We start from the raw sequence: 26984 nt of genomic DNA on the forward strand, positions 1-26984 counted from the left end.
TATTTAAGGTATAAATCTTTTCCAGTGGAAATACAGGGGTCTTTACCATAACAATTAATACGGTGTACTTCCATTGGATCTACTGCAAATATGACTTAAAATTACTTGCTTATAAACCAATTTTACCTAAAATTTTAACAAAAGAAGATCGGGAATATAGATTTTATCTGGCTTGCGAGGTATCTTAATACTTAAGACTCGCCCGCAATTTTATCAGCAATTAGTAGAAAATGAGAGTTTCAGGCATTAACTATAAGAAAGATGTATCTTCTACCCCTTTCTCCTTATTAGCGGAATTTATAGGGTTTTTCATAAAGGTACAAACAATAATGAAGTAAAATTTTAGAAATCCTAAAATAAACTTTAGTTCCAGATATTGAGAGTTAAGACTTCGGAATTAAGAGTTTAACCTTTTCCCCTCTTTCTCTCTTTCCAAATACCCTTACATTAACCCCCATTTATAACCCTCTAAAATCCTTTGATGACTATTACAATAATGACCATTACAATAATTATTGAAACCCGCTAAAAGGTTATTATGTATTCAGTCTAAAATTTATCAAGCAGTTGTGGTTATAATTGTGCAACCATTTGAAAAGGAAAATCTAAAACATAACTCTAAAAACGTAGCTCTAAATACGTAATATTTAATAGATGTAGATTCGGAGGATTAAATTGGTTGCAGACTATTAAAATTCCTCCTGATTTCAGGTAGTAGTAAAACACTTAAAATTAAAAACACTTAAAATTAAAACACTTAAAATTAAAAACACTTAAAATTAAAACACTTAAAATTAAAAACACTTAAAATTAAAAACACTTAAAATTAAAAACACTTAAAATTAAAAACACTTAAAATTAAAAACACTTAAAATTAAAACACTTAAAATTAAAACACTTAAAATTAAAACACTTAAAATTAAAACACTTAAAATTAAAAACATTTAAAAAACAGAGTTTATCAACTGTATTAATTTATTATATATAATTTGCATAGTAATATTACTATCAATTAGTTTGACGTGCAATGGTTCACATTATATTAATTATCTACGTTAGAAGTATCTTAATTCCTTAATTCCTTAAATGCCTAATATCATAATTTTTATAGAGGATTTTCATGATAAAAGCTCAATCATTAGACGGCTTATTCGAAAAATTACTTGACGGGAAATCAATTTTCAAAAATAAAGAAGTGCTTCGGCCTTCTTACACTCCTGACCTTTTATTGCATAGAAATGAGCAAATTAACAGTCTTGCAACAATCCTAGTTTCTGCACTCCGAGGAGAGACTCCTTCCAATGTACTTATTTATGGGAAAACCGGGACAGGAAAAACCGCGGTTACCCGTTATGTTGGAAAAGAACTTGAAAGGGTAAGTGAAGAGAAATCACTTTTTTGTTCGGTTGTTTATATTAATTGTGAAGTAATTGATACACAGTACCGTCTCCTTGCAAATCTTGCCAGACATTTCGAAGAAGAAGTTCCTATGACTGGGTGGCCTACTGACCAGGTTTTCATGAAATTCAAGGAGGCAATCGATTCCAAAGAGCAGGTCATTGTCATAATTCTGGATGAAATTGATAAGCTGATCAAAAAAGGAGATGATGTTCTTTATAACCTATCGAGAATCAATACAGACTTGCAGAGAGCCAAAGTCAGTATGATCGGCGTTTCAAATGATCTGAAATTTACGGAATTTCTGGACCCCAGGGTCAAAAGTTCCCTGGGCGAAGAAGAATTGATTTTTCCTCCTTATGATGCTGAGCAGATAAGCGATATCCTGAAACAAAGAGCAAAAATGGCTTACACCGACGGCTCTCTCGGTGAGATGGTAATCCCCTTATGCGCTGCTTTTGCAGCTCAGGAACACGGCGATGCAAGGCGCGCACTCGATCTCCTGCGGGTTTCGGGAGAAATTGCAGAAAGGGAAAACCAGCCTCAGGTTCTTGAAGAGCACGTAAGGCGCGCTCAGGAAAAAATCGAAGTTGATCGCGTAGTCGAAGTGGTAAGAACCCTTCCAACGCAGTCCAAACTCGTACTCTATAGTATCATTCTTTTGCGGAGCAGGGGCAGAGAAGGTAAGAATGTCACAACAGGCGAGATGTATAATGTTTATCGCCAGCTCTGTCACCATATTGATGTGGATATCCTTACCCAGCGCAGGGTTACTGATCTCATGTCCGAACTTGATATGCTGGGCATAGTCAACGCAGTGGTTGTAAGTAAAGGCCGTTACGGTCGAACGAAAGAAATTTCTCTGAGCGTTCCAGTAGAAAGCACTCGTAAAGTACTTCTTGAGGATTACAGGCTCAAACCTCTGGTAGATTTCAAGGCATCAGTTTTCAGCAAGATGTTTTCATAAAGATAGCATGTTTTCATAAAGATAGCATGTTTTCATAGAAATGAGGCATGTTTTCACGGGATGAGACTTTCATATTCTTCATCCTGGTTTTTTGGCCTACCTGCTAACTTCTCATTTTTTCGGGGTCTTCCTGACTTCTTTAAACCTTTCTTGCTTCAAGCCTTTAAGTCTTCTCTAACTTTCTTTACTTCAAATTTTTTTGACTTTTTTTTGACCTTTCTTTATTCTCAGTTTTTCAGTTTTTTCGCGCTCCAGCTTCTCTCCAGCTTATTTGTATTATTTATGTATTAGTTTTCAGGAAATAATATATACGATCCTGTGATTTGACTAGAATCATATCGTCTTACAGTTAGCTTATGGACTTGAGTATTCAACTTACTATTTAATTTATAATTTTAGCTTTATTGACCTTTGAAATTAGGATTCAATATATCCAGGTTTCTGTTCAAACCTAATAATTCAATAGTTCAAACCCAGTAATCTGTGATTCAATAGTTTAAATCCAGTAGTCCATGTTTCAATAATTCGAATCCAGTAATCTGTGATTCAATAGTTTAAATCCAATGATTCACTATCCAATAATTCAAGTTAATAAGCAGGCACAACATCTAAAATTAATATTTTAAGTTTAATTAAAGTTTAAAGGGTAATTTTTGATGAAGATAATAGCTTTCGTAGGCATGCCAGCATCTGGAAAGTCGGAAGCTGCCAGAATTGCTGCTGAAATGGGAATTCCCGTTATTAACATGGGTGATGTGATCCGGAAGGAAGTTTCAAGGCGCGGGCTTGAACCCAATGATTCCAACACCGGAATGGTTGCAACACAGCTTCGCAAATGCGAGGGTATGGATGCAGTTGCGGTACGTTGCATTTCCCAAATAAGGGATGCTGGCTCTGACCTTATTGTTGTGGACGGAGTGCGCGGAGTTGCTGAAGTGGAATGCTTCAGGCGAGAATTAGGAGAAGGTTTTATTCTGATTTCGATCTACGCTCCTATTGAAATCCGCTTTTCCAGAGTTCAGAAACGAGGCAGAAGCGATGATATGAATAGTATAGAAGGGCTCCGCAACCGGGACGAACGAGAACTCAGCTGGGGAATGGGAGAAGCTATAGAAGCATCGAACATTGAAATTGAAAATAATTCCACTCTGGAAATTTTCAAAAAGGACGTTGTTGAAGTTTTGAGCAATTACTTACGACAAACCCCTTCTGAGTAACTCTCTTGAGTATATTTCTGAAAAAAATTCAAAATTCTGGAATAAATCCTTTTTAAATTACTGGAGCAGATTTATGATACACGTTAAGGTTTCAGCAGCTGTATATCCTACAGAAGACTTAGAAAAGGTTATCAAAGCAGTCTCATCCCTTTTTACTGATATTGAACTTGAGAAGGAAGCTATTGAGGACACTGGGTCAGAAACAGGAGTTTCTCCTTCTTTTTTCCTTTCAGGGGAAGGAGGAATTGACATTCTGCAAACTCTGCATGGGCTTGTTCGCAGGGAAGAAATTATAGATAGTGTCCGCAATAAAGCTTTCAGTAAAGGTTTGTCTAGTGACGGGCTTTCGGTCCGTTTTTCTCTCAACAAACAGGCTGCTTTTGTCGGAATTCCCAGTGTACCTGCACAGGAAGAGCCTCTTGGATCTATTGAAATCATTATTAGAGTTGATTCTCAGGAAGAAATGGAAAGACTTTTTGAATGGCTTTTGCCCCTTACTGAAGAAGGAAAACCTGTTGTTGAGGTAGAAATGGACTATGTGGAGAAGGATTGAAGGTCTTTAATACGTTTAACATAACATATATTTATTTATCTGTATATTTTTATATATTGTTAACGTCTCTACTATTTTATAAAAATGAGATCGTAAATAGTTCACTCAACTTGTTCATTAAAACCGTTCACTCAACTTGTTCATTAAAACCGTTCACTCAACTTGTTCATTAAAACCGTTCATTAAACTCGTTCAGTTAAATATATCTCAGTTCTCGCTAGATGACGTATATTGATAAATGAAAAGGAATGAACTTTCATCATGCAATTGCATAGAATCAGCTATTCTTCGCGTGCAGTCGTTGAAGACCCTTTCAAATGGGCTTACACGCTCGAAGACCATGGGTATACCGGTTGGGAAATCGTACAGGAAGGTTCTCAGTGCCTGAACAGCAAGAACATTCAGAATTTGAAAAATATCAGTGAAACCACAGGCCTTGAATTAACTCTGCATCTGCCTTTCTCGGATATGAATCTGGCAGGCCTGAATGACTCAATCAGGGCAGAAGTCATCAGGCAGATGAAACACTACCTGACTCTTGCCTCTAATTATGTCAATCTCGCTGTAGTACACCCTGGTTACCTTTCCCCTTATGGCGTGCAGGTTCCGCAGGAAGCTTATTTTACCAATCTTGCTTCTCTCCAAGAAATCTGTGACTTTGCTGCGGATTTCGGAATCCTTGTTGCTGTCGAAAATATGCCCGACATGCCGAAAATCTTCGGAAAATATCCTGACGAGATGCTTGAGATGCTTGAATCTATTGGAAGCCATAATGTGGGTTTTACTTTCGATGTAGGACACGCAAACACTGTAGGGCTTATTGACGACTTTTTGGACCTTCTTAAAGATAATATCTCTCATGTGCATATCCATGACAACATGGGTAAAAAAGATGAACACCTACCCCTTGGAAAAGGCACAATAGACTGGATACGAGTTATGGAAAAACTTTCGGATTATAAAGGAATTTTCGTTACCGAGATGAGTTCTGTGGAAGAAGGAATTGAGAGCCTTGATTTTTTAAGAAATCTGTAAGATTTAGAGAATAAGAAATCTGTAAGATTTAGAGAATCTGTCAGGTTTAAGGTTTCTATTTTTCCATAGCTTTATTTTTTCATTCTCCTCTATTTTCTCATTCTCCTCTATTTTTTCGTTTTTTATCTTTTCAGTTCTTTCACTCAGGTAACTCTCTTTCTTGTAATTCTCTTTCCTGTAACTCTTTTTCTTTCAAGTATCTGGCCCAATCACCATGCTCGATTCTTTCCGATTCAGGTTTCTCGTCATAAACGTAAATAAAGCCTCTGAATTTCTGCTCATCAATTTCCAGATCCACGTATTCTCTGTGGTATCCTCCGAAAAGTTCCATATAATCGATTGATTTGGCAATTTCAAGTTGCTGTTTTCCTGAAAACCTGCGTACTTCGGCTAAAACACAGGAATTTTCCGAAGGGTAGATGCCGGGATAAGGGCCCAGAGAGTAAAGAGCGTATCCGTCTACCTTTGTTGTGCCCAGAAACTCTGATCTGTTTTGCAGATCAAAACGGCGGCTATTGTAAAGCCCGTTTCTGAGGCTGCCATACAGTGCCATGATAAGCTCTTCACCTTCAGGTTTCTGGTACGAACGCTGCCAGCAGACATTTCTGTGAAAAACATTTCCATAGAGAATCTTATCTCTTACATTACTCTCTTTGTCTTCACAAGCAGCTTCATTTTTTCTTGCATCCTCTTCCATATTATACCCTTAAATGAATTATTTAACAACAAAATTATAAAATACTTATTTCATAAAACCATAACCTGCAAACCGCTGAGGTAGGTCAAGGTTTGCTAGCAGGAAACGGTCTTCTTTACTGTAAGCTACTTTTTTGTTACCTGAAAGTTCCAGTACGCAAGTACTGTCAGGCTTTACCTCTTTTACTTCCTGTCCATCAACCAGGATCTTCTCCACACGTACAGGTTCGGACTGCAGGCCAACAAAGAGATGAAGCACATTTGAGGTTTCAATTGCTCGCGTGAATTTTGAGATGGTGCATTCAAGGACATAATCAGTACTTATGATTTCTTTATCGGAGATAATAAATCCCCTTTCTATATCTTTGGCCTGCACGTTTTTAAGACGCATTCCTACTCTGGTGCCTGTGGGTGCACTTTCAATATCCACATCATGGCTCTGGATAGATCGGATTTCAATGTCTCTATCCATCGGGAAAATTTTAGTCTTGTCCTTGTCTTTTGAAATCCCCTGTTTGACAACTCCAAGAACAACACAGCCTTTTCCAGTAACGTTGAACGCATGGTCTATAAACACTCTTGAAGGCAGACTATTCAAGTCAGCCTGTTCAGCTTCGATTTTTTCCGAAATCTCGGAAATTTTAGCTTTGAGGTCTTCCACACCCTCAAAAGGATTTTTTGCACTTTTGTTGGTATTCAGGGAAATACAGTCCCAGTCTTGGAGAGAAGTGCCCGCAGTCATCAGTTTTATTTTCTTTTTCAGCTCATCGATTGCATACATATGGGTACTGTCGGACTTTGTCAGGGCAATAATTCCATGCTTAAGGCCAAGCAGATCCAGGGCAACAATGCATTCTCCGGTATGAACACTTGCAGGATTATTCCTATCAAGGCCGTCAGGAGGGACACAGAGAACTGTCATATCTGAAATATTCAGTGCCGTAATCAGGGATTTTAAAGCTTTGGGATAGCCGTGCGAGTCTACAAAAACCATTTTCCGGCTCTCCTTAGCATTATTGTACATAGTTATGTCAGAGGATGTTCCTTTTTTCCCCAGATTTGCGGCAAGGGAGGTTCTTCCGCTCTTTTCCGTCCCGATAATTGCAACGTTTGTCATACTGGATTCCTTCTAATTCTTTGTAATTTCTTGTAATTTCTTGTAATTTCTTGTAATTCCTTATAATTCCTTATAATCTCTTTTAATCCCTTTTAATTTCTTGAGCTGCATTCTTGAGCTGCATGTTATTAATAACTCTGAATTTACAAGGTATTATAAATCTGAACCTACATCTGGTATAATGCATCTGGTATAATTATTCTGTAATATATTTCTTTTCGAAACACTTTAAATAAATTTTTAAACTCCAAAGTTCTCAAAAAGTCAAATCTTAAAAACACAGTCTGGCAGGGAAAGCAGTCTGGCAGGGAAAGATTACCATGGTTCGCCCTGCCAGATTGCTTGAGTTTTATCATTAGTACTTTTATTAATCTTTTTTATAATTACCAGATACTCTCCTCCTACTAACTGAGGCTCTTCAAAAATTGCATCTATCCCGAGTCTTTTAAGATAATCTTCGAACTCGGCTGCAGTTTTTAGATCCCTTACTCGGATCTTTGCTTCCTCATATAAACGCTGGCCGTTTTTTACACTTAGGATGGATTCACTAAGAGGGCCAAGTATACTCTTCCCTAACTGCATGCAGCGTTTTTCAAACTCATCCTTATCTTCGTTCCATTCAACTGTTTGAAAACCTTCTCTGACAATCCGGGAAAGCATATAGTCTCTGCCGGTCTCATTGTAAAACTTAAAGGCATGCCTGAGATCCGAGCAATTACTCTGGGAAGAGGTATATTTTAACGGAGAAAGAACCATTTCCGGATCTTTTATTACGACTCCTTCATGTTCTTTTTCTCCAAGTTCCCGGATGATTTTTCCTATTTCTTCAGCAGCAGTTTCTAGGGGAATTTCCTTGAAGAACTTTACCTGGAAAAAGCCGTATTTTTCCAGAATTTCATGCTTCCTTTTTATTGGAAGAGGCTTACCGCTGTTTTTTTCCCGAATATCAAAGATGTAAAACTCTACCGACTCGATGTCATAGATATCTTTTGGAACATAAGGATTGTCCGGGCCTATCATTTCTCCATAAAGTACAAGTTCAGGGAAATCGTCAAAAAATTTCAGATTCAGCTTCTCTTTTGCTTTTTGAGTCGTATAAGGGCAGATATACCCGCTCCGGGTAATTGCAAGGATTTCGTCTTTTGCAATCGCTATGCGGACATTATACCCATTCATTTTTTCTTCCACGGCCACTTTTTCAAGGCCGTTAAAGTGCTTTTTAATTGTGGGATCCAGTACCATGGCTCTCCGGATTTTCGGGAAACCCATAATGATTTCGAAAGAACCGTCTTTCTCATAAAGCACGGTTCCCCTTTCGATATGTGAGATCTCCTTATCGAAACGGAACAGATATTCATATTTTCCCCAATTCTGGGCAAGATAGTTTTTCTCAAAAAGGTGCTGAACCCTTTCCTTATTAAATCCCAGGAAACTGGCAAGTCTAGCTATAAATTGAGGATCTATCTCCTCGTTCCCCTCTCTGCTCATGTTTATTTATCTGTTTTCAGGCCTGAAATAAGTTGTCGTTCTCAGGCATGCCTTCAGAATGATACGTCTTCAGAGTATCATTATGGTTTATTTATGATTCTCGGGTGTGTATCTGATATGATTCTCAGGCGTGAATCCGATACGATTCTCAGGTGTGAATCCGATACGATTCTCGGGTGTGTATCTGATATGATTCTCAGGTATGAGTATCAGTACATAACCTGTTTTTACTTGTTTCTTGAGCAACAAATTGGGGAATGTCTCAGTACATTGAAAATGTTTTTAAGTATTTGGCTTATAATCTGTTACATCTAAGTTTGCAAAAAGATTGGAGAGTATAATATGGCAGATGAGATTGACTACGAGATTATCGGCAACGATATGCAGATAGTTGAAATTGAGCTTGATCCTGAAGAAGCCGTTCAAGCAGAGGCCGGGGCTATGGCTTACATGGGACCCGGAATTCAGATGCAAACCAGTATGAGTAATGACGGTGGTGGACTTTTTGGAGGTCTCAAAAAAGGACTTAAAAGAGCCCTGACAGGAGAAAGTTTCTTCATTACAAGCTTTGTTCAAAAAGGTTCCGGAAAAGGGCATGTAGCTTTTGCGGCTCCTTATCCGGGAAAGATTATCCCCCTTGATCTCACAAAGTTCGGAGGCGGTCTCCTCTGTCAGAAAGACTCATTTCTCTGTGCTGCTCGCGGAGTAGAGATAGAAGTAGCTTTCACCCGCAAGCTTGGAGTAGGGTTCTTCGGTGGCGAAGGTTTTATCCTGCAGAGACTGAAGGGTGATGGTCTGGCCTTTCTCCATATAGGGGGCACAGTTATAAGAAAAGATCTAGCAGTTGGTGAGACTTATCGTGTCGATACAGGCTGTGTGGCAGCTTTCACTGAAACCGTAACCTATGATATAACCTGGTCAAGGAACTTTAAAAACGCCCTTTTCGGTGGTGAAGGAGTTGTTCTTGCAACCCTTACAGGCCCGGGCACGGTTTACATGCAGAGTCTGCCTTTCTCCCGCCTCGCTGACAGAATCTTTGCAGCCTCTGCCTTTGGTAACCGGGAAGAACAAAACGGCGTTGCTGGGACCGGTATCCTGGGGGGCTTCATCGGTGGAGATAGATCATTCTAAAAATGGGAAATTGTTCTAAACAAAAAAAATATTCTAAAAGTGAAATTGGTTTTAAAATCGAGTTCATCTTAAAGAGGAATTCATTGTAAAATAGAAATCTTTCTTAAGGGGATTCATTGTAAAATAGAAACCTTTCTTAAATGGGATTAAAGTAGAATTTGTTTTAAAGCAAGAAATAAGTCCAAAGGAAATTGTAAAGTCCAAAAGAAATTGTAAAGTCCAAAGGAAATTGTAAAGTCCAAAGGAAATTGTAAAGTCCAAAGGAAAGTGTAGAAATTCAAAGGAAAGTGTAGAAATTCGAAGGAAAGTGTAGAAATTCAAAGGAAAGCGTAGAAATTCAAAGGAAAGTGTAGAAATTCAAAGGAAAGCGTAGAAATTCAAAGGAAAGCGTAGAAATTCAAAAAGGCCTGCTTTCTTAAAAGCAGGCCTTTTCTTAATTACTGGCTTTCAGGATTTCACTTAAGTTTTTTCTGGCTCTCTTTCTCTGGTTTTGAGCTTACTTCTCAAGTGTATTTATTACATTTCTGCGGGCCAGGAAACCAGCAAGTTCATCATCCAAGCTAAGGACTGGAACACCTCCCACATCATGTTCTAACATTGTCCTAACAGCTTCTTCGAGTGGAGTATTGGTATAGACACTAATCACACTACGGGTCATAATATCTCCTACCAATAGGTTCTTGATCCTTGAATCCTGCTGATTATCAGCCACTAGATCCCTGAAAGAACGCATAGCAAAGGCAATATCGTCTTCAGCAATAATGCCTACAAGTTTTCCGTTTTCAATTACTGGCAGCCTTCCTACATCTTTGTCAAGGATAAGTCGCCTAGCGTGGCTAACCCTCTCAGATGAACTGATAATTACGGGACTTTTTTCCATTACTTCCCCGGCAAAGCCTGTGAAGTGGTTTAGTTCCATGAATTCCTGGGGTGTCACCCAGCCCAGGGCTTTTCCATTATCAGTGACAATAATTACGCCACCAGTTTTTTTCATCAGGGTAAGAACGTCCCTGGTATCGGTATCAGGCAGAACCTTTACAAAATTGTCGGATACGGCTGTTGCAACATGCAGAGAGGATGCAGGTTTACTCAGTTTCTTACGAGTCCCTAGCTGCTCTGTCAGACTTCTCATTGTAAGTACACCGATTATCTGGTCGTCATGAACTACCAGCAGACGTTTTGTGTTTTTCTTTTCCATTAGATCCAGAGCGTGAGATATAGTGTCTGACTTATCAATCCTGTATGGCTGTACCATTATGTCTTTAGCTTGCATGCAATTCACCTCATGCGTATCCAGAATTTTCAATTATATTTTTCGCAATTTTTTGCGTGTTTTCTTCATCCGTTTCCTACGGTTTAATTCCGTATCGTTTTCTTACTTTGGATGATTTATCTATCGCGGTTTATTGTTTTTTTCGCAGTACATACCTCCACTGCGGTGTTTCAGAGGATGGCTTTCATGATATCGGTTCTGCTTAGTATACCCACTATATCTTCTCCATCACTGACAGGTAATGCAGTCACTCCATCTTCCATCATCTTTTTGGCGGCTGCACTAACATCTTCATTTACGTCAATGGAATTTATTGGAGATATCATGATATCTTCTGCGGTCAAAGGTAACTCTTTTACGTATCTATAGGTCTTCTGGCCTCCAGGAGAGGATTTCCTGGTCATCTTGATATTTTTCATGGAAAGTTCGCCTTGAAAATCAGTTAAGAGATTTAAGGCGAGGCTTCTGCTGGAAATAATCCCCACAGGCTTTCCTGCATCGTCTTTAACAATAACTCTTTCGATGTTATTCCTGTTCATTTCGTCAATTACATGGTTGATAGTATGATGCCTGTGAACAGAAATAATATCCTCAGTCATTAATTTAGAGATTTTTGTTTTCATATCCTCTTTATTTTCCGCAACATAGCGCACAAGATCTGTCCTGGTGATAATACCTACAATATCGTTCTTTACCACCGGAATAGTATGCACTCCGTTCTCAAGCATTAAGGCAGCTGCCTGGGAAATAGAGGCTTCAGGATAGATGCTAATAACCGACTCAGTCATCAATAATTTGATAGGGATCTGATCTATCGGTCTTCTCCTCCAGAGAGGTTCAGCCTGAGCCAGACGGTTAGTGATGTCTGATTTTGTAACGATTCCCACTATCTTGTCCTCATTGAGAACAAGCAACGTACTGATTTTATGCCTTAACATCAGTTTTCTCGCACGTGACACGGGTTCTTCTGTGTTTACGACGTACACAGGTGAACTCATGATGTCCGCTACATTCATGAAGTACCTCCTTCACTTTTACAATATATAAGTGTCAATAATTATACTTTTTGAATCGGAAGCAAAAGTTATAATTTTTAGCTATACTTGGTCAACTTTTAAGGAAGTAACCAGTACCTCTTGTTGAAGCGAGAGTTAATTTAATAGGTTCTTATTTTATAAAGTTCTTACTTTAAAATGAGCTACACTTCAAATTTTAAGTACTCAATGTACAGCTTACTTTTTGATCTATCCACAAAGTACAGGTTTACTTCTCGATCTATCCAGCTAGAGAATTTTCCTTTTATCCAAATCTTCTGGAAGCTTAATCTCCTGGAAGCTTAATCTCCTGGAAGCTTAATCTCCTGGAAGCTTAATCTCCTAGAAGCTTAATCTTCTTAAAACTTAAACCCGAAGGTTTTTCGGGCTCAGTCGACTTAAGGATCAGTTCGACTTTAATTTTCGCTAAACTTAGTTAAGTTCCGTAACAGTTTGAACCAGTAATAGTTTGAACCAGCTTGAACCGCCTGGACCAGGTTTAATCAATTGGAATCATCTAATCAATTGATTATATTCTCAAGTTCATTTAAGAGATCTCAGAAGATCCCTTTCAGTAATAATGCCGCGGAGCAGCCCATTATCCAGGACCGGAAGTGAACCTATCTTTTTCTCAAGCATTATTTCCATTGCTTTTCCCAGGTCTGTACCTGGACCAGTCCATATCAGATCTCTTGAGACAATAGAACCTACAGGCTGGTCTAGAGCCTCGTGAATGTTTCCTGTTGTCAGCTTACTGAAAGCTTCTCCATTTCCAAGGAAATGGATAATATCAGAGGACGTGATAATTCCTGCGAAGATGCCATCTTTAACTACAGGAAGCCTTCGGAGCCTGTTATCTACCATTACTTTTGCTGCCTGTCCAATGGGTGTATCAGTTGATACCATCTTGACGTTCTCGGTCATATATTCATCAACAGTTCTGTTTGTCACAAGTCCACCCATCAGTTCAAGTGCATTCCTTTCGGTAAAGATTGCGACGACCTGCATGTCACTGTTCACGATTGGCAGACCACCTGTTCTTCTTTCAATCATTGTTGAAACAGCGTCTTTAAAGTCAGCCTGGTCATAAAGATAGGGAATGTCAGTTTCCATGATTTGCCGTACTTCTTCGTTGATCGCAGCTAGAAGGTTACCTTTGAAGCGGTTTTCAACGAGCAGATTCTTTCTTCCGCCCCCCAGAAAATCAATAATATCTACGGAAGTAACTACCCCTTCCAGCCTCCGTGTTCCGGCGTTTGTAATAGGAATGCGCCTGAACCTCTTTTCAGTCATAATCTTGATTGCATCCATTATTGTTGCGGTTGGAGGGAGTGTTACTACATTCCTTGTTGCAAGGGCCAGGATTTTTCCCTCATGTTCTGAAATACGGGATTTAAACTCAGGACCTATTCGCATAGTACCCATGCTGCTAATCGTGTGTGGGTCTTTCTGCTGCGCTTTCTTGGATTTGCTCACACCTGGCTGAACCTTCATCTTATCGACGGACGAAAATGTCGTATTTCTGTTCAATAGAACCACCGAATTCGAGTTGCAGTTAATTGCTTTTTTTGTATTCCGTTTCTCTGTTTCTTCTTTTCCTGTTTTCTTGTAGAAACTTTCCTGGAGTCTGCAGTTCATTTCTCAACAGATCCAGATTTGCTCCCGGAAAAAAATAAAACCTGAAAGCAATTTCTCCCGAATCTTTCCAAAAGGTTTACTTTATCCTAAATTTATAATTATTAATGATGATCTTTGATGTTATAATCTTTTTGTGTGAAAACTTACTGCTGTTTTTCGCATTTCATTAATTTTCTTTAAATTTTCTTTAAATTCTGCGGTTAGTTGTTACCTTTCACCGGATACTTTTCATTATATATTTTTTCAAAGGCGGTTTTCGAAGGGTTTTTCAGGCCATACATTGACAATAGATTCTAGAAGGTCCTGTCTATCAACGATTCCGGATACCCTGTCTTTTTCATTTACAATGGTAACTCTTCCGATATCCTGGTGAATAATCATCTCAATTGCACTCTGAATGGAATCATTTTCTGAAAGTGTATACGTAGGAGTTGACATTATCTTCTCAACTTTTGGGCTTTCATTAGGCCTTGTTCGTCTCTCGTCTTCCACTTCAGTGCGCACAGCACCTGATTTGATTATGTCTCTGCGAGTTATCATTCCAATGGGTTCGCCTTTCTTTGAAACTACAGGAATACCTGTATAATCGGTTTCGAGCATATGCGCCCAGACTATGCTGACTTTGTCCTCTTGTGAACACGTTTTGACTTTTTTCGTCATTACGGCCTGCAATGTTTTGGGAATATTTTTTGGAACTTCGACGTTTCTGAGAATATCCACATTACTCAGGACTCCAACCACTGTACGGTCCGTAGTAGATTTAACAACGGGAACTCTGTTCTGCTTCGACTGCACCATCAGTTTTGCGGCCTTTATAATATCCATATCTGGAGTGACCGTAGGGGACTGGCTTGCATACCCGCCGACTGTGACATTCGAGCGAGTAGAGGTAATCCTTAAGATATCCTGGTCACTCAGCATTCCCACAAGCCTGTTCTCTTCATCAACAACAACAAGGCTTCGGAGAAGGTAATCGCGCATCAACTGACGGGCGCGAGTCACAAATTCTCTCTCTTTGATACTCACAGGCTCATCTGTCATAATCTCGCTAACGTTCATTGTCTACCTCCTTATAATCTTTAAAAAAAGAAGTTCAAAATGATATCTAAAGGTCATAAGTTACTCGTAGTCCTCGCCTTCTTCTTGCCGGCAGTTTCCGCAAAGGTATCTTCCGTCCACAAATCTAAGATCATATGAAAAGACATTACAGGATTCGCACATTCCAGTTTGCAAATCTTCTCCCTCTGAAACCTCTTCGAGTGAGGGGGTGGAAAGGAGAGCCTCTCTGTTCATGTCAATAAGTTCTTTAAGGATAGTATTAAGCCCGGGCGTTACTATCAAGATGTCAGTGTTTGAAATCACTCCTACTATTCTACTGTTTTCCAGGACAGGCAACCTTTTAACATTAGCTTTTAACATGATCTCGGAAGCTTCTACTATACTTGTTTCAGGCTCTACGGTTATCAAAGGGGTTGATAGGATTTCACTTGCCTTTACCTCATCTGGTTTTTTATCCTCTGTAACAATACCCTTTACAAAGTCCCTTTCAGTTATAATTCCAATGGCTTTGCCATTCTCTGTAATGATGACACTTCCTGCATCACGACTGACCATTTCCCTCGCAATGGCAGGAATATCTGAATTAATATCCATTATTATGACTGCTTTATTCATGACTTCAGCAACTGAAACCTCTCTTTCAATCTCTTTGCTATGAATACCAGTACCCATGTCTCTCTCAGCATCGGTGTCCCTTCCAGGTACATCTGCCATCTACTGCTGTTCCCCCTTTCATTCCGTAATTGGCAATTCACAATATAAAATTTATAGATACATTCAGATACATTCAGATAATTTACATCAATTTACAACGTATAATTTATAATATAATATTTAAAATATAATTTATAATGCCATTTTCGATTAAAAGTTCTTCAGGTATCCAGTTCCCTGTGGAAAAACATTCAAGATTGCTTTAGTTTTCCCTCCAGTTTAGGCTTTGTCCAGTTTAGGCCTTGCAATCATTAGCTTTTTAAAGATGATACTCCGGTGAGGCTTGCTGTCCCGGATTTATTTTTTGTCCGCTTCCTCTAAGACGTTTTCCCCATAATTTTCGGACTTTTTTTACAGCTCAAATATATGATTCAATGGTACATAATAATAACGGCGTTTGCTTTTTTTGTAGAGAACATAAACTTGCATGAAGTCGAACGCATTAACTTTAAATCTCCAGTTAGCTTGTTTATGATAAAATACATGGCAAAAAGCTTAGTAAAGTCACGGAGAAAATTTTTCAGAACCCCTACATTTCCACTGGAGGTTTTTGCTGAGAATGAAAAAGGTTTAATCGTCTGGAAGAAGTATTAGAAAGAAGTGCAGAAGAGAAGTAGACTTTAGAAAACAGGCTTATACAGTTTAAAAAAATCTAAATTATATTTGTAATGCTTTCTATTTCTCTCACAAGAAATTTTTCGGGCCCCTTTATTTCCACTGGAACGCACTTCATAAGCTTTTACCTTGAAAAGCATGGTTTGAGGAGTAAGCCAGAAGCCGAAGCCAAACCAGAAGCCGAAAAAGGGAGAGTGATTAAAGCATAATTACTCTGCTTCGGTTCCCAATACTCAGCTCGATTTCTTCATTCAGGCCATACTTCGCATACGCATTAATGATCTGGATTTCGGAGTCAATATCAAGATCTTCGATCACATAAGCCTGTTCTCCCCAGAGAGTTAACCTTATGCTGCCGGTTTCGTCTTTTAATTGGAGATTTGCAACCACGTTCTCGGTTCCATCTTCTCTTTCAAACTCTCGGAGTTCCCCTATTTCGGAAACCTTCCCCTGGACCGAATAGCTTTCCCCAGGGATAATATCAGCAATATCCGTAAATTTTTCTCTATACTCAATCTCCTTTTCACTCTTCTGGATTATCCCCCGGTTTCCTAGATTGAGTTCCACCTGCTGGTTGAAGGCATTTTCCCGAGAATAAGCATGAAGTACTTCTATGGTCTCGTCAAAATCAACTTCATCCAGAAAGTTGGTTTTTTCATCCCAGAGAGTTAGCCTGATTTTTCCAGTGGAATCGCCAAGAAGAAGATTTCCTACTCTTCCGGGAGACCCATCTTTTTTCTCAAAGGTCCGGATTTCCCCTATATCGAGCACTCTACCGGAAACGTTAATATTGTTCATATCAGCCCTTATATCTTCAATTGGGGCAAATTCCTCTTCGTACTCGACTTTTTTTTCACTTTTCTTTATTATACTTCGGTTTCCCACCTGCAATTCAACTTTCTGAGTAAAAGCATTTTCTCGCGCATAAGCATTAACCAGCTCCACAGTGTCTCCGTATTCTATCTGGTTTAGGAACTCGGTCCTGTCGTCCCATAGGGTCACCCTGACTGTGCCTGTACTGTCTCCAAGAAGCAGGTTTCCGACCTTTCCGCTGGTACCGTCTTTTCGCTGGAAGGTCCTTACTTCTGAAATTTCCAGGACTTTTCCTGTCAAATTCAGGTCTCCCATGCCATCTTTTATATCCTTTATTTTCTGGTTGTTGGCAGCCACATCGATTTCTTCTTCACTCTCGGCCAGGACTCCATTATTTCCTACATTGACTTCCACTCCCGAATATCCCTGTTTCGCATAGCCGCTGATCTGGAGGGTTTGTCCTGCTATGATTTTTCCAGCCTTTATGAGATCTGCCATGTTGTCCCAGAGTGTTAGCCTAATCTTTCCGGTTTCATCTCCAACAATTATATTTCCGACTCTACCTATCGTCCCGTCGTTTCGGGTAAATTCTTTGGTATCGAAAACTGACACAACCTTTGCAACAAAGTTAATTTGTCCGCTCTCAGCTGTAATGTTTTCAATCTTTACACTGTCCCGACCTACATCCGAAAATCCAAGTTCGTTGGCAACCAGCATGGCAGCCATAGGTTCATCGCAAAGCCCTCCCATGCTTTCGACCTTTTCCTGTACACGTTGCAGGAAGTCTTCTTTACTGATAACATGGCTAAGTTTTTTATAAATTGATTCAATATCTGTCATATTATCCCCTTAATGTATGATTTCTATTTTCAGTGTCTATTATTTGCCTCAATTCCTGTGGCAATAATTGTTAGTGATAGTTGCTACCTTGAATTCTATTCAGGGTATAATAAAGTTCAAAAACTGTTAAGAGGCAAGTTTATTCTTCTTGATTTTAAGTTTGAACACGCGCTGTCGAAGTACTTTATATATTGCGCTACGATATGCAAGCCGTCTTACTAAAGATTACCGTGTGCCAGATGAAAGTATTTCTCAACAAAGCGGAATCCATATTAATAAACTATGCCCGTTTAATAAACTATGCCTATGCTTATCTATTCTATCTCTCGCGGGCTTTCAAACTAAAGATATCCTGAAATCAAAGCTTGAGATTCCTTTCCTTAGCTTGCAGTACTGAAGAACTCAGAGGCTTCTTGTTCTGCAAAATTCCAGGAAACATTTTGGGTCAGAAGATAGTTGAGAAACAGAAAATTTAACTTCGCAGCTTTGTCAAAATAAAACTTAAAACAAAACATTATTTATAGTAAAGTTTCATTATGTACGTGATACCATGATTCGAAAATGCACTGAGCACGGCTATTTTAGAGGAGGCAGCTGTCTGCAGTGTAAACGCCCTGGAAGATACCTGCTGGACGATAACAAGGAAGAAAAGCTTGGCAGGTTTGTATCTGGCACTCTCCGGCATTTCCCAGAATCTGCAGGAGTTACAATGGACAGATTCGGTTGGGTTAATATCAACGATTTCTGTGACGTTATGAGAAAGCGATACAGCTGGATGAGGAAGGAATACCTTTACGCGCTTGTAGAATCTGATGAAAAAGGAAGGTATGAGATCCGCAATTCAAGAATCAGGGCACGTTACGGGCACTCTGTCAACATTGATCTGGATTACAGGGAAAGCGATTCTCCATATCTGTATTATGGGGCAAGCCCTGAAGAAGTTGATGTTCTGCTGGAGAACGGAATTTTTCCAATAAAGCAAAGATATGTCCACCTCAGCACTTCATATGAAAAAGCAGTAGAAGTGGCCCTTATTCATACTGAAAACCCTGTCATCCTTCAAATCGATGCCTTTAAAGCTCAGGAAGATGGGATATCTCTCAAACTTGCAACTGATGACATCGTACTTGCGGAAAGGATACCTCCTGAATATCTTTTTGTCGTTGAAGAGTGACTTTAAAGGGTTGATTTCAAAAGAATAACTTTAAAAGACTGATTGTTTAATTTCTAGCAAGTTATTTGTGGTACTTTTCTTTTCTTTCCTTTTTCTTTTCTTTTCTTTCCTTTTCTTTTCTTTCCTATTTTCTTTCCTTTTTCTTTTCTTTTCTTTCCTTGTACTTCCGATTTCCTTTTATCTTCTCTCTTTTATCTCTTGTTCCTTTTTTCTGTATCTATCTTTCCTTTTCTCTTTCAACTCACGGACACTTCAAAAAGACCTTCTTTTTTTTCTATCCTGAATTTGACATCCAGAAACTGTTCAGTGACCCAAATATTTGTCGTAGTATGAAGAGAGAGTTCACGGACAGTGTAAGAACTATTTCCTGCAAGAGCCATGTACGGTATTAGTTGGTCTGCCAGATGTGTGTCCACCGAGGCTCCTGATCTAAGTTCAGGAATAATTTCATCTGCAGCATTTTTGCCTACCTTTTCTGCGGGAAGTCCTCTTTCCCCAAGTGCACTCCCTCCTATATAGCCTATCCAGAGGGTTATCCCGCTTCCAATGGAAAAAGCTTCAAAGGATTGGGTTTCGATCAGAGAGGGGTATCCGGCTTCCATTAATCTCTTACTGGCAGCTTCTGCCTGGCGTAAAGGTACATGAGCAGGAAGATTCGAGGCGTGAGAACTTCCCTTGATGTCTTCCTTTTCTTTTAAAAAATGAAATTCTCGCAGCCTGCAAGGTTTAAAATAAGCTGAAACTTTTCCTCCTCCTTTAGGGTAGTAACCGTGTTCTTTTAGGGTTATGCTGCCTGAATATCCAAGTTGCTCCAGAGCCCTGAAAGTTACATGCTGCAGGTAGTCTATTGTCGGAGACCAGGCCACGTCAGTTCCTCCTTTTATAGTGAGCTCGACCTTCTCTTTCGCAAACGGCAGTGCAGGCATAATGCACTGGAGGAGTAGGGTTATGCTTCCTGCAGTCCCGATATCAATATCATACTTACCCCCCTCTATTTCCACTGGAACAAAAGAAATTTCAGTAGAGCCTGGAAAAAGTCCCGAAATCTGAGCCCTACAGATCCTGGCTGCAGTTTCCAGTGCTTTTAAATGTTGCTGTTTCAGGCCTGGACTTGGCCTGTTTTTTCTGATATTAGTAATCCTTATCCCTTGCCCGGTAACCGCGGAAAGAGCAACAGCCGTTCTGACCAACTGCCCTCCCCCTTCACCATAAGAGCCGTCGATCTCTAACATTTGCTTCCCCCCATTTTCCTGATTTCATCTTACGTTATCCTGAGGTTTTCCTTTCATTCGCTTTCCTTCATTCATTTTCTTGTATTTGCTTTCCTTCATTCATTTTCTTGTATTTGCTTTCCTTCATTCATTTTTCTTATATTTGCTTTCCTTCCATTTCCTTTTCTTGTATTTGCTTTCCTTCATTCATTTTTCTTGTATTTGCTTTCCTTCCATTTCCTTTTCTTGTATTTGCTTTCCTTTCTTTTCCTTTATATTTCGGATTGTAGCTTTTACAGCTAGTCTGAGAGGATCCACAAGCATAGAGACCGGTGGTGTATAGCAAGTCTCCAGGTCAAGAAGGTCTCTAATGGTAGTTTTCTTTCGGATTGCTAAGGAAAGAGCATCGATCCTTTCTTTTATCCCCTCTCCTCCGGCAAGCTGCGCCCCCACCAGAATATCGTCTTTGAACAGGAGTTTAATGTACAGGTCTTTACGGCCCGGATAATAGGAAGCTCTTGTACGGCTCAGTGAAAATCCTGTGTTTATCTTTATTCCATGGCTTTCAGCCTCTTTTGAGGTAATGCCAACTCCGCCAAATTGTAAATCTCCTGCCACGGCTACCCAGGGATTGGCAAGCGGCCCAAGAGGGGTACTTTTTCCTGTGATATTATTGCCGATTATGTCGGCCATATGCCGGGCTGTCGTGCCTAGCTGGCTTAATTTTGCTTCCCCTGTTATAAGGTCTGTTACCTCCACACATTCCCCGCCTGCATATACATAGGGAAGAAATTCTTCTCTTGCCTTATCTCCTGCCTTAACCTGAAGTATTTCATTTACAATTATTCCTCCTGCTTTCCCAATTTCGATACCGGCCTCTAGGGCAAGGGATACCTCAGGTTTAACTCCACTTGCAAGAAGCACAAGATCTGCAGGAAGCTGCCTCTCCCCTACATATAGTATTTTTTCTTTCCAGAAATTTTCAGGATAAACCGCAAGTTCCCCGGAGATTACCTCAATCCCGAGACTTTCCAGATGTTCTCTTATAATTTCGGAAATGTCAGGGTCCAGTTGTCTGGAAAGCAGGTTTTTACTTCGGTTTATGAGGATGGCTTTAACTCCCCTTCTTGAAAGTGCCACTGCACATTCTATTCCTATTGTTCCTGCACCTATTATGCAAACTCTCTCAACAGTTTTCAGGGCTTTTTCAAAAAGCACTCCATCATCAAGATTCCTCAGAGTAAAAACACCATAAGGGAGAACATTTGTACTACCTGTTAGAGGTATAAAGGGCAGGCTACCTGTGGCGATAACGAGTTTGTCAAAAGGATAAGTCCTTTCTCCTGTCCGAACAACTTTTAAATCCAAATCTATTGAGCTGACACACTCATTTAGCCTGACATCGATTCGATTTCTTTTGAAAAAATCCTTGGGTTTAACTATTAATTTTTCAAAACTCTTAATTTCCCGGCCCAGAACAAAAGGGATTCCACAGTGGCTGTAAGCAGTATGGGAATCTCTTGAAATTACAGTGATCTCAAAATCGCTCTGTCTTCGAATTTTGGTAGCAACCGCCATGCCACAGGCTCCCCCTCCTATAATAATCACTTTTATGGGATCTTTTTTTTCGAGGTTCTGTGCGGATACTGCTTCCTGAAATTTTTCATCAGATTTGGCTGCTTTCTGGATTTCATCTACAGCACTTTCTGTGCCGGAATCGCTTCCCATACTCTCAGTAATTGTGTTTCACGCCTATTATAAGTTTTTAAGTATCCGAAAAGCTTTCAGGTTCTCGCGTAGGGAACTCTCAAAGCGATCTATTAAGGCTATTTAATCAGGCACTTTTTGAAAGACAAGTTACTTGAAAATCTACTCTTCCCTCATGAAAAAATACGCCTCTGACATAGTCTGGAAAAAGCGCGAAAAAGGACTTATAGTACTCAGGGGGGCTGAACGAGCGAGTTTGGGAGTGGGGGGTTAGTACATAAAAAAGTTTCTATGTCTCGCCCGTTCAATTTTTTACAAGTCTTTTTTTTTATATATACTTTTCTAAATTTTCGACTCTATTATTTTTTACATTTTCTTAATTTCTTCTGACCTGTTCTGAAAGACTTCTTCTGGAGTTGTTTTGAAAGTATCTTCTCTTTAAGGCATCAGGCATAAAAAATGACTTTGATTTGATAAAATTCTTTAAATAACCACAAAGTTCTTAAATCCTGCCGGCATTAAATACATGAATTTAAAACATATGACGCGCAGGATTCCTTATTTGCCGAGACTTCTTTAAAGGCAGGGGGGAACTGTTCTGTCAGATCATATCATTGATTAACAACTTCACCTATTCATCATTGCTAAATTCGTAAAGATAATCCAATGTAACTAATCCACATGCAAATATAATAAAAACTTAGATTTACTAAATTATCACTCAGGGTTAAAATAACCATTCAACGTAAAGCTGGAATTCATATCTCATCACCCATGAAGTAAAAGTCAAAAAGTGTTCTCGATAAACCTGATACATTTCACTTACCGCTTACCAGTTATCACTACAGAGCCCCTAAACCACGGGGTAGAGCGTCTGGCACATATAGGCTTCATGCCTGGATTACCCGTTTTTAAGGGTATTTCTTGAAAACCGCAGTTATCAGGCTAATTGAAATGTGAACACTTCTTTTTGGCTTTTGGCTCTGAAATTTATCTCAGGGTCATAATAAAAACTTATGTTAGGGAAAAGGCTTTCGAGCAGGTATTGGAAAGTCTCAGGAACAACGCAGGTATTATGTCTGCTCACTTGAAAGTTAAGAGATTCTAGATCTAAGAGAGCCTTAAGCCAGGCTAACTCAGATCTGGTACTTTACCAAGTTCTCATAAGGTAAGAGTTTCCACTCGATAGCGTAAATTTCTGGTACTCTACCGGATCAGGTTTCCTGGCATAAGTATAATGGAAACTCCAGGCAGGTTCGGAACTATCTTTCCGGCTACAGTTATAGTTAATGCTTAAATCTGCCCCTTCAAGGGTGTTTTATCCCTGATCCGATATAAAATCTGATTTTTTACTATTTTTGCATTGTCAGTGCTTTACGAGTTTTCGGAGTCTAGAGAATAGTTTATGTCATCAGAAAACTCGACGGATCTAATTCAGAAATGCAATTAATTGCAACTGTTAAGTATGAAATTCCTAGTGAATTTAATTTAATAAAACTATCACGATAAATCATTCACAATATATGGGAGAATTCACATGCAAAATACAGATACTACAAAATACATCATTCATTCTAAAATTAATGCGGATGGGGTAATTGAACGTCCTGATATCGTAGGTGCGATTTTTGGGCAAACTGAGGGATTACTCGGGGCTGATCTTGATCTCCGTGACCTGCAAAAAACTGGCAGGATTGGCAGGATCGAGGTAATGGTTACGGCTAAAGGAGGAAAGACCAAAGGAAATATCTTTGTTCCCTCAAGCCTTGATAAGGTTGAAACCTCAATTCTTGCCGCGTCGCTTGAGACCATTGATAGAGTAGGACCATGCAGCGCCAAAATTGAGGTTTTCCAGGTAGAAGACGTAAGAGCTGTAAAGCGAAAGAAGATTATTGAAAGGGCAAAGCTCATTTTTACCAAAATGTTTGATGAGACCGTGCCCGAATCCCAGGAGCTGGCTGATGAAGTCCGACAGTCCGTAAGAGTCGATGAACTCACTTACTACGGAAAGTCCAGAATTCCCTGTGGGCCGAATGTACTTAACTCAGATGCCATCATTATTCTCGAGGGAAGGGCTGACATTCTGAACCTACTCCGTTATGGTATAAAGAATACCATCTGTGTAGGAGGAACAAACATTCCTCCAGAAGTTGCAGAGCTTACTAAAAAGAAAACAGTAACAGCATTTACTGATGGAGATCGTGGAGGAGAACTCATAATACGTGAGCTCCTACAGGTGGCAGACATCGATTATGTTGCCCGTGCCCCTGATGGAAAATGTGTAGAGGATCTTGTTCAGAAAGAAGTTATACGAGCTCTTCGTCGGAAAGTTCCTGTAGAACAGATCATCGAGAAATACGGAATCCAGGAGAGAGAAGGTGAAGAAAGTACCAGAGTGGAAAGGGGCTCCAAAAGAAAGATAAGAGCACCTGAGATTGCTCCCAGGATTACTGAAAAGAAGTTGCACAAGCGTATTAAAATTCACAGGGTCTCTTCAAAGCCAGATCTTTATGAGGAGGAACTTCCGGAAGAAGAAACGAAAGGGAAAGCATCTGCAAAAGCTTTTGAAAAGGTTTCTGTAAAAGCTGCTGAGAAAGTCTCGGAAATGGTTCCTGCAACTGCAGGAAAAGTCAAAACGAGATCTATCGTCGCAAAACCTCAGATCTCAGCAAGGAAAGCTCCTGCTGCCGCCAGAGTTTCCAGAGAAAAACCTGCTGAGAAGGTTCCGTCAGCCGTTAAAGTTTCTAGAGGTGAGGCTGTCAGAGTTTCTCCTGCTCCGGTAAAGACGGTTCCAGTTTCTCCTGAAGCCACCAGGTTCAGACCTCATGTCGAAGCTCTGAAAGGAACTTTAACGGCCCGAATTCTTGATTCCCAGGATAAGGTAATAGAAGAGATTGCGGTGCGGGACCTTGCGAGCAGGCTGAAAACATATAAAGAAAATATCCAGAGTGTTGTTTTTGATGGCGTAATTACTCAGAGGCTCGTTGATATTGCCTCAAGTAATGCAATTAAAAACCTTATAGGTGTGAAGATAGGGAATATAGCTAAGGTTCCTGCTGATATGGAAGTTTTGACTGCAAGCATGCTTTGAGAGACCTTTAATTCTCTCAAGTTTCATTCTTTTTTATTCCTTTTCTTCCAATCTCCATTCTTCTTTACTTTCTTCTTTCAATTTCTGTTCTTCTTTACTCGCCTTTTTCAGTCTTTGTTCTTCTTTACTTTCTTCTTTCAATCTCTGTTCTTCTTTACTCGCTTTAATATTCTGTTTCTGTTGTTCTAGTGCTTAATCTTCTTTCATTTTTTACTTCCTAAGTTTCCCTTTTTTTTCCAGCTTCCTTTTTTTCCAGCTTCCTTTTTTTCCAGCTTCCTTTTTTGTTTCTGTTCTTAATTCAAGTATTTTTATTTTTTAAAACCTGGCTTTCTTCCATGAGTCATTGAATTTCCTGTTCTCACTTTTCTAAAATCGATATCCTTATACTTTTCATCTGCTCCTAAAGTCAATTCCATCTGGACTGTCATCTTTAATCTTTATATATAGGATTCAAAGGATACCACGATTTGGCATTATTTCACACCACAGTGCTAAACTTCACACTTTCTCCCATAATCCTTCATTATTTATCATATACATTATATAGAAAAGTTTATCATATAAAACTAGGAAGTTCATTTCCTCGGATAATTCTTTTATCCGATTCAAGATGATATTAAATTGATCTTGTAAAATTGTAGGTCTGTTCGCTATGCACAAGGAAGAGCTAATACAACTACACACGTATATGGCCCAGATGAAGAGATATTTTGAAAGGCACGGGGTAACGCACGAATTCGATGACTACAAGGCTTTATCCATAAGCCCTGTACACATTCACCGGAGCAAGGCAGATCACAAGCGCGCAATTTTTATTACTATGGGAGCGCAGAGGGTCACGAATACCCTGACCTTTAGGTCGGGGATGAAGTGAACCCTCGCTGGCTGTTTTATATTCGCATAACTGTTTCAATCATCAGTTCTTTGTAAAATAAAGTTTTTTTTGGCACCATAACCACAGGTGGTGCCAGCCACCTATGGCTAGGATGTGATATAATGTTGGAACTACGTAGTTTTAGCCATGGCTATGGTCAGATTACCTACCACATCGTGTTGGTACCTAAATATCGATACAGTATATTCTACAACAAGCGGATTAAAAAGGATTGCGAGTTGATTCTCAGCAGTATTTGCATGGAAAAAGGCTACAAAATTCATGCAATGGAAGTTGTAGATGATCATGTTCACTTGTTTCTAGAGTTTCATCCAAGTACTTCTCTATCAGAGGTAATTCAATACTTGAAAGGAGGAAGTTCTTACAGACTTTTCAAGCTTCATCCTGAAATGAGACACCAGTATTGGAGTGGAAGTCTATGGTCAAGTGGAAAGTTCTATCGATCTGTTGGGAATGTAACTGCTGACACAATCAAGCATTATATTAAGGAATCGCAGGGAAAAACGAAAACAGAAGCTCAATCACAGAGGTTAAAAAAATCCGGGCAACGTAGAATTAATGAGTTCTAAGTACCAAAATAACCGGGCGGGCGGCCCGAAGCATACCCCATCCTTTAGGGTGGGGTGGCCGCACGCAATTTGATTTTAGGAGGCGAGCTTGCAACTCTCATGTCCCGGGACGACCCTATCTTTGAGGAAACACCAGCTCATATGAGGGATTCACTGAATTCCGTCATCAAGCTCATGGGTAATAACTGATAGGGCTCTTGAAGGTGACAAAGAATTCGTTATCTGAAATTATAGATTCCAGATATTTTTGTTTTGAAATTAGGAGACGATAAGGGTGAAGATGCATTTTCATCACCATCCCGTCCTCTCCATCTGAGTAATATTTTTTTTCGGTCCAGCAGGGTACAAATCCTATGGACCTATATAATTTTTGTGCTCCTTTGTTACTGTTTCTTACTTCGAGCCTTGCGTATCGAAGTCCGTTTGCAACAAATATGTCACAGATAGCATGAATTAGTGATGTACCTATTCCTCTTCCCCGATATTCTTCTTTGACACCGATAGAAAAAATGTGCCCTTCATTTTCTCCAGAACGGTAGCCTACTACATACCCCATGACTTTTCCATCCTGCTCTGCGATAAGGAAACCATCCCCAACGGTTTCGTAAAAGCTCATATATAAGAGGGAGTTGTGCTCCGAAAAGGCCTCACTTTCAATTTCAATTACTTCTTGGAAGTCTTCAGGTGCAAAACGCCTTATCATAATACCTAATATATTCCTACTATTTTATTATTTCTTCGAGAGCAAA

The 26984-nt window shown here is 39.5% G+C and carries 22 protein-coding genes; 10 read left to right on the forward strand and 12 right to left on the reverse strand.

The window, feature by feature from the left end:
- Positions 1-1120: 1120 nt before the first annotated feature.
- From MSBRW_RS00115 to MSBRW_RS00130, 4 genes are all read left to right on the forward strand, one after another.
- Positions 1121-2365: an ORC1-type DNA replication protein gene (locus tag MSBRW_RS00115; RefSeq protein WP_011305997.1), complete on the forward strand. Its 1245-nt coding sequence runs from the start codon at positions 1121-1123 to the stop codon at positions 2363-2365.
- 656 nt (positions 2366-3021) lie between these two features.
- Positions 3022-3582, forward strand: coding sequence for a dephospho-CoA kinase (locus MSBRW_RS00120; RefSeq protein ID WP_011305996.1), 561 nt, complete (start codon positions 3022-3024; stop codon positions 3580-3582).
- A 73-nt stretch (positions 3583-3655) separates the two neighbouring features.
- A complete protein-coding gene (locus tag MSBRW_RS00125; protein ID WP_011305995.1) occupies positions 3656-4135 on the forward strand; it encodes an RNA-binding domain-containing protein in 480 nt (159 codons plus the stop codon).
- Positions 4136-4396: 261 nt separating this feature from the next.
- Positions 4397-5170: a sugar phosphate isomerase/epimerase family protein gene (locus MSBRW_RS00130; protein ID WP_011305994.1), complete on the forward strand. Its 774-nt coding sequence runs from the start codon at positions 4397-4399 to the stop codon at positions 5168-5170.
- A gap of 139 nt (positions 5171-5309) precedes the next feature.
- On the opposite strand, the gene MSBRW_RS00135 is transcribed toward MSBRW_RS00130, so the two are convergent.
- The 3 genes from MSBRW_RS00135 to MSBRW_RS00145 all read right to left on the reverse strand — a co-directional run bounded on the left by MSBRW_RS00135 (position 5310) and on the right by MSBRW_RS00145 (position 8471).
- Positions 5310-5867 (reverse strand): gamma-glutamylcyclotransferase family protein, encoded by a 558-nt coding sequence (locus MSBRW_RS00135; RefSeq protein WP_011305993.1) that lies wholly within the window; start codon positions 5865-5867, stop codon positions 5310-5312.
- A gap of 45 nt (positions 5868-5912) precedes the next feature.
- Positions 5913-6983, reverse strand: a complete 1071-nt coding sequence (locus MSBRW_RS00140) for a translation elongation factor (protein WP_011305992.1) — start codon at positions 6981-6983, stop codon at positions 5913-5915.
- Between the two features lie 315 nt (positions 6984-7298).
- Positions 7299-8471, reverse strand: coding sequence for an RNA ligase (locus MSBRW_RS00145; protein ID WP_011305991.1), 1173 nt, complete (start codon positions 8469-8471; stop codon positions 7299-7301).
- A gap of 342 nt (positions 8472-8813) precedes the next feature.
- Between MSBRW_RS00145 and MSBRW_RS00150 the strand changes: the two genes are divergently transcribed.
- Positions 8814-9602: a TIGR00266 family protein gene (locus MSBRW_RS00150; protein ID WP_011305990.1), complete on the forward strand. Its 789-nt coding sequence runs from the start codon at positions 8814-8816 to the stop codon at positions 9600-9602.
- Positions 9603-10098: 496 nt separating this feature from the next.
- Here MSBRW_RS00150 and MSBRW_RS00155 read toward each other — a convergent pair whose 3' ends face one another.
- From MSBRW_RS00155 to MSBRW_RS00185, 6 genes are all read right to left on the reverse strand, one after another.
- The gene (locus tag MSBRW_RS00155) at positions 10099-10875 is read right to left on the reverse strand and encodes a CBS domain-containing protein (RefSeq protein WP_011305989.1); all 777 of its coding nucleotides are present in this window, start codon (positions 10873-10875) and stop codon (positions 10099-10101) included.
- Between the two features lie 170 nt (positions 10876-11045).
- Entirely contained in the window at positions 11046-11891 is an 846-nt protein-coding gene (locus tag MSBRW_RS00160; protein WP_011305988.1) for a CBS domain-containing protein, read from the reverse strand.
- Positions 11892-12452: 561 nt separating this feature from the next.
- The gene (locus tag MSBRW_RS00165; RefSeq protein WP_011305987.1) at positions 12453-13448 is read right to left on the reverse strand and encodes a CBS domain-containing protein; all 996 of its coding nucleotides are present in this window, start codon (positions 13446-13448) and stop codon (positions 12453-12455) included.
- Positions 13449-13790: 342 nt separating this feature from the next.
- A complete protein-coding gene (locus MSBRW_RS00170) occupies positions 13791-14606 on the reverse strand; it encodes a CBS domain-containing protein (RefSeq protein ID WP_011305986.1) in 816 nt (271 codons plus the stop codon).
- A 60-nt stretch (positions 14607-14666) separates the two neighbouring features.
- Positions 14667-15320 (reverse strand): CBS domain-containing protein, encoded by a 654-nt coding sequence (locus tag MSBRW_RS00175; RefSeq protein ID WP_011305985.1) that lies wholly within the window; start codon positions 15318-15320, stop codon positions 14667-14669.
- An 813-nt stretch (positions 15321-16133) separates the two neighbouring features.
- Complete coding sequence (locus MSBRW_RS00185; protein WP_011305984.1) at positions 16134-17588, reverse strand: OB-fold nucleic acid binding domain-containing protein; 1455 nt, start codon at positions 17586-17588, stop codon at positions 16134-16136.
- 550 nt (positions 17589-18138) lie between these two features.
- Between MSBRW_RS00185 and MSBRW_RS00190 the strand changes: the two genes are divergently transcribed.
- Positions 18139-18762 (forward strand): RNA 2'-phosphotransferase, encoded by a 624-nt coding sequence (locus MSBRW_RS00190; RefSeq protein ID WP_011305983.1) that lies wholly within the window; start codon positions 18139-18141, stop codon positions 18760-18762.
- Positions 18763-18998: 236 nt separating this feature from the next.
- Here the strand turns inward: MSBRW_RS00190 and rtcA are convergent, their stop codons facing one another.
- Together rtcA and MSBRW_RS00200 are read right to left on the reverse strand one after the other, a co-directional pair.
- Complete coding sequence (gene rtcA / locus MSBRW_RS00195) at positions 18999-19994, reverse strand: RNA 3'-terminal phosphate cyclase (protein WP_011305982.1); 996 nt, start codon at positions 19992-19994, stop codon at positions 18999-19001.
- Between the two features lie 186 nt (positions 19995-20180).
- Entirely contained in the window at positions 20181-21701 is a 1521-nt protein-coding gene (locus MSBRW_RS00200; RefSeq protein ID WP_011305981.1) for an NAD(P)/FAD-dependent oxidoreductase, read from the reverse strand.
- A gap of 1516 nt (positions 21702-23217) precedes the next feature.
- On the opposite strand from MSBRW_RS00200, the gene dnaG reads away from it, so the two are divergent.
- The 4 genes from dnaG (at position 23218) to MSBRW_RS23725 (ending at position 26424) form a co-directional block, all read left to right on the forward strand.
- Positions 23218-24771, forward strand: coding sequence for a DNA primase DnaG (gene dnaG / locus MSBRW_RS00205; RefSeq protein WP_011305980.1), 1554 nt, complete (start codon positions 23218-23220; stop codon positions 24769-24771).
- Positions 24772-25423: 652 nt separating this feature from the next.
- Complete coding sequence (locus tag MSBRW_RS20620) at positions 25424-25645, forward strand: UPF0058 family protein (RefSeq protein ID WP_080944033.1); 222 nt, start codon at positions 25424-25426, stop codon at positions 25643-25645.
- Positions 25646-25767: 122 nt separating this feature from the next.
- Entirely contained in the window at positions 25768-26235 is a 468-nt protein-coding gene (tnpA, locus tag MSBRW_RS00210; RefSeq protein WP_011305479.1) for an IS200/IS605-like element ISMba16 family transposase, read from the forward strand.
- A gap of 54 nt (positions 26236-26289) precedes the next feature.
- Positions 26290-26424, forward strand: a complete 135-nt coding sequence (locus tag MSBRW_RS23725; protein ID WP_268990275.1) for a hypothetical protein — start codon at positions 26290-26292, stop codon at positions 26422-26424.
- On the opposite strand, the gene rimI is transcribed toward MSBRW_RS23725, so the two are convergent.
- Complete coding sequence (gene rimI, locus MSBRW_RS00215; RefSeq protein WP_011305978.1) at positions 26408-26938, reverse strand: ribosomal protein S18-alanine N-acetyltransferase; 531 nt, start codon at positions 26936-26938, stop codon at positions 26408-26410. The two genes, MSBRW_RS23725 and rimI, sit on opposite strands and share 17 nt — an antisense overlap.
- Positions 26939-26984: the final 46 nt, after the last annotated feature.

The organism is Methanosarcina barkeri str. Wiesmoor (genome assembly GCF_000969985.1).
Lineage (GTDB): Archaea > Halobacteriota > Methanosarcinia > Methanosarcinales > Methanosarcinaceae > Methanosarcina > Methanosarcina barkeri_B.

Bases quoted from the DNA above. Each gene is read 5' to 3' on its own strand.
- MSBRW_RS00150 (WP_011305990.1), top strand. From the start codon at position 8,814: ATGGCAGATGAGATTGACTACGAGATTATCGGCAACGATATGCAGATA.
- MSBRW_RS00145 (WP_011305991.1), bottom strand. From the start codon at position 8,471: ATGAGCAGAGAGGGGAACGAGGAGATAGATCCTCAATTTATAGCTAGA.
- MSBRW_RS00135 (WP_011305993.1), bottom strand. From the start codon at position 5,867: ATGGAAGAGGATGCAAGAAAAAATGAAGCTGCTTGTGAAGACAAAGAG.
- MSBRW_RS00130 (WP_011305994.1), top strand. From the start codon at position 4,397: ATGCAATTGCATAGAATCAGCTATTCTTCGCGTGCAGTCGTTGAAGAC.
- MSBRW_RS00125 (WP_011305995.1), top strand. From the start codon at position 3,656: ATGATACACGTTAAGGTTTCAGCAGCTGTATATCCTACAGAAGACTTA.
- dnaG (WP_011305980.1), top strand. From the start codon at position 23,218: ATGCAAAATACAGATACTACAAAATACATCATTCATTCTAAAATTAAT.
- tnpA (WP_011305479.1), top strand. From the start codon at position 25,768: ATGTTGGAACTACGTAGTTTTAGCCATGGCTATGGTCAGATTACCTAC.
- MSBRW_RS20620 (WP_080944033.1), top strand. From the start codon at position 25,424: ATGCACAAGGAAGAGCTAATACAACTACACACGTATATGGCCCAGATG.
- MSBRW_RS00115 (WP_011305997.1), top strand. From the start codon at position 1,121: ATGATAAAAGCTCAATCATTAGACGGCTTATTCGAAAAATTACTTGAC.
- MSBRW_RS00120 (WP_011305996.1), top strand. From the start codon at position 3,022: ATGAAGATAATAGCTTTCGTAGGCATGCCAGCATCTGGAAAGTCGGAA.
- rimI (WP_011305978.1), bottom strand. From the start codon at position 26,938: ATGATAAGGCGTTTTGCACCTGAAGACTTCCAAGAAGTAATTGAAATT.
- MSBRW_RS00190 (WP_011305983.1), top strand. From the start codon at position 18,139: ATGATTCGAAAATGCACTGAGCACGGCTATTTTAGAGGAGGCAGCTGT.
- MSBRW_RS00160 (WP_011305988.1), bottom strand. From the start codon at position 11,891: ATGAATGTAGCGGACATCATGAGTTCACCTGTGTACGTCGTAAACACA.
- MSBRW_RS00175 (WP_011305985.1), bottom strand. From the start codon at position 15,320: ATGGCAGATGTACCTGGAAGGGACACCGATGCTGAGAGAGACATGGGT.
- MSBRW_RS00140 (WP_011305992.1), bottom strand. From the start codon at position 6,983: ATGACAAACGTTGCAATTATCGGGACGGAAAAGAGCGGAAGAACCTCC.
- MSBRW_RS00185 (WP_011305984.1), bottom strand. From the start codon at position 17,588: ATGACAGATATTGAATCAATTTATAAAAAACTTAGCCATGTTATCAGT.
- MSBRW_RS00155 (WP_011305989.1), bottom strand. From the start codon at position 10,875: ATGCAAGCTAAAGACATAATGGTACAGCCATACAGGATTGATAAGTCA.
- rtcA (WP_011305982.1), bottom strand. From the start codon at position 19,994: ATGTTAGAGATCGACGGCTCTTATGGTGAAGGGGGAGGGCAGTTGGTC.
- MSBRW_RS00170 (WP_011305986.1), bottom strand. From the start codon at position 14,606: ATGAACGTTAGCGAGATTATGACAGATGAGCCTGTGAGTATCAAAGAG.
- MSBRW_RS00200 (WP_011305981.1), bottom strand. From the start codon at position 21,701: ATGGGAAGCGATTCCGGCACAGAAAGTGCTGTAGATGAAATCCAGAAA.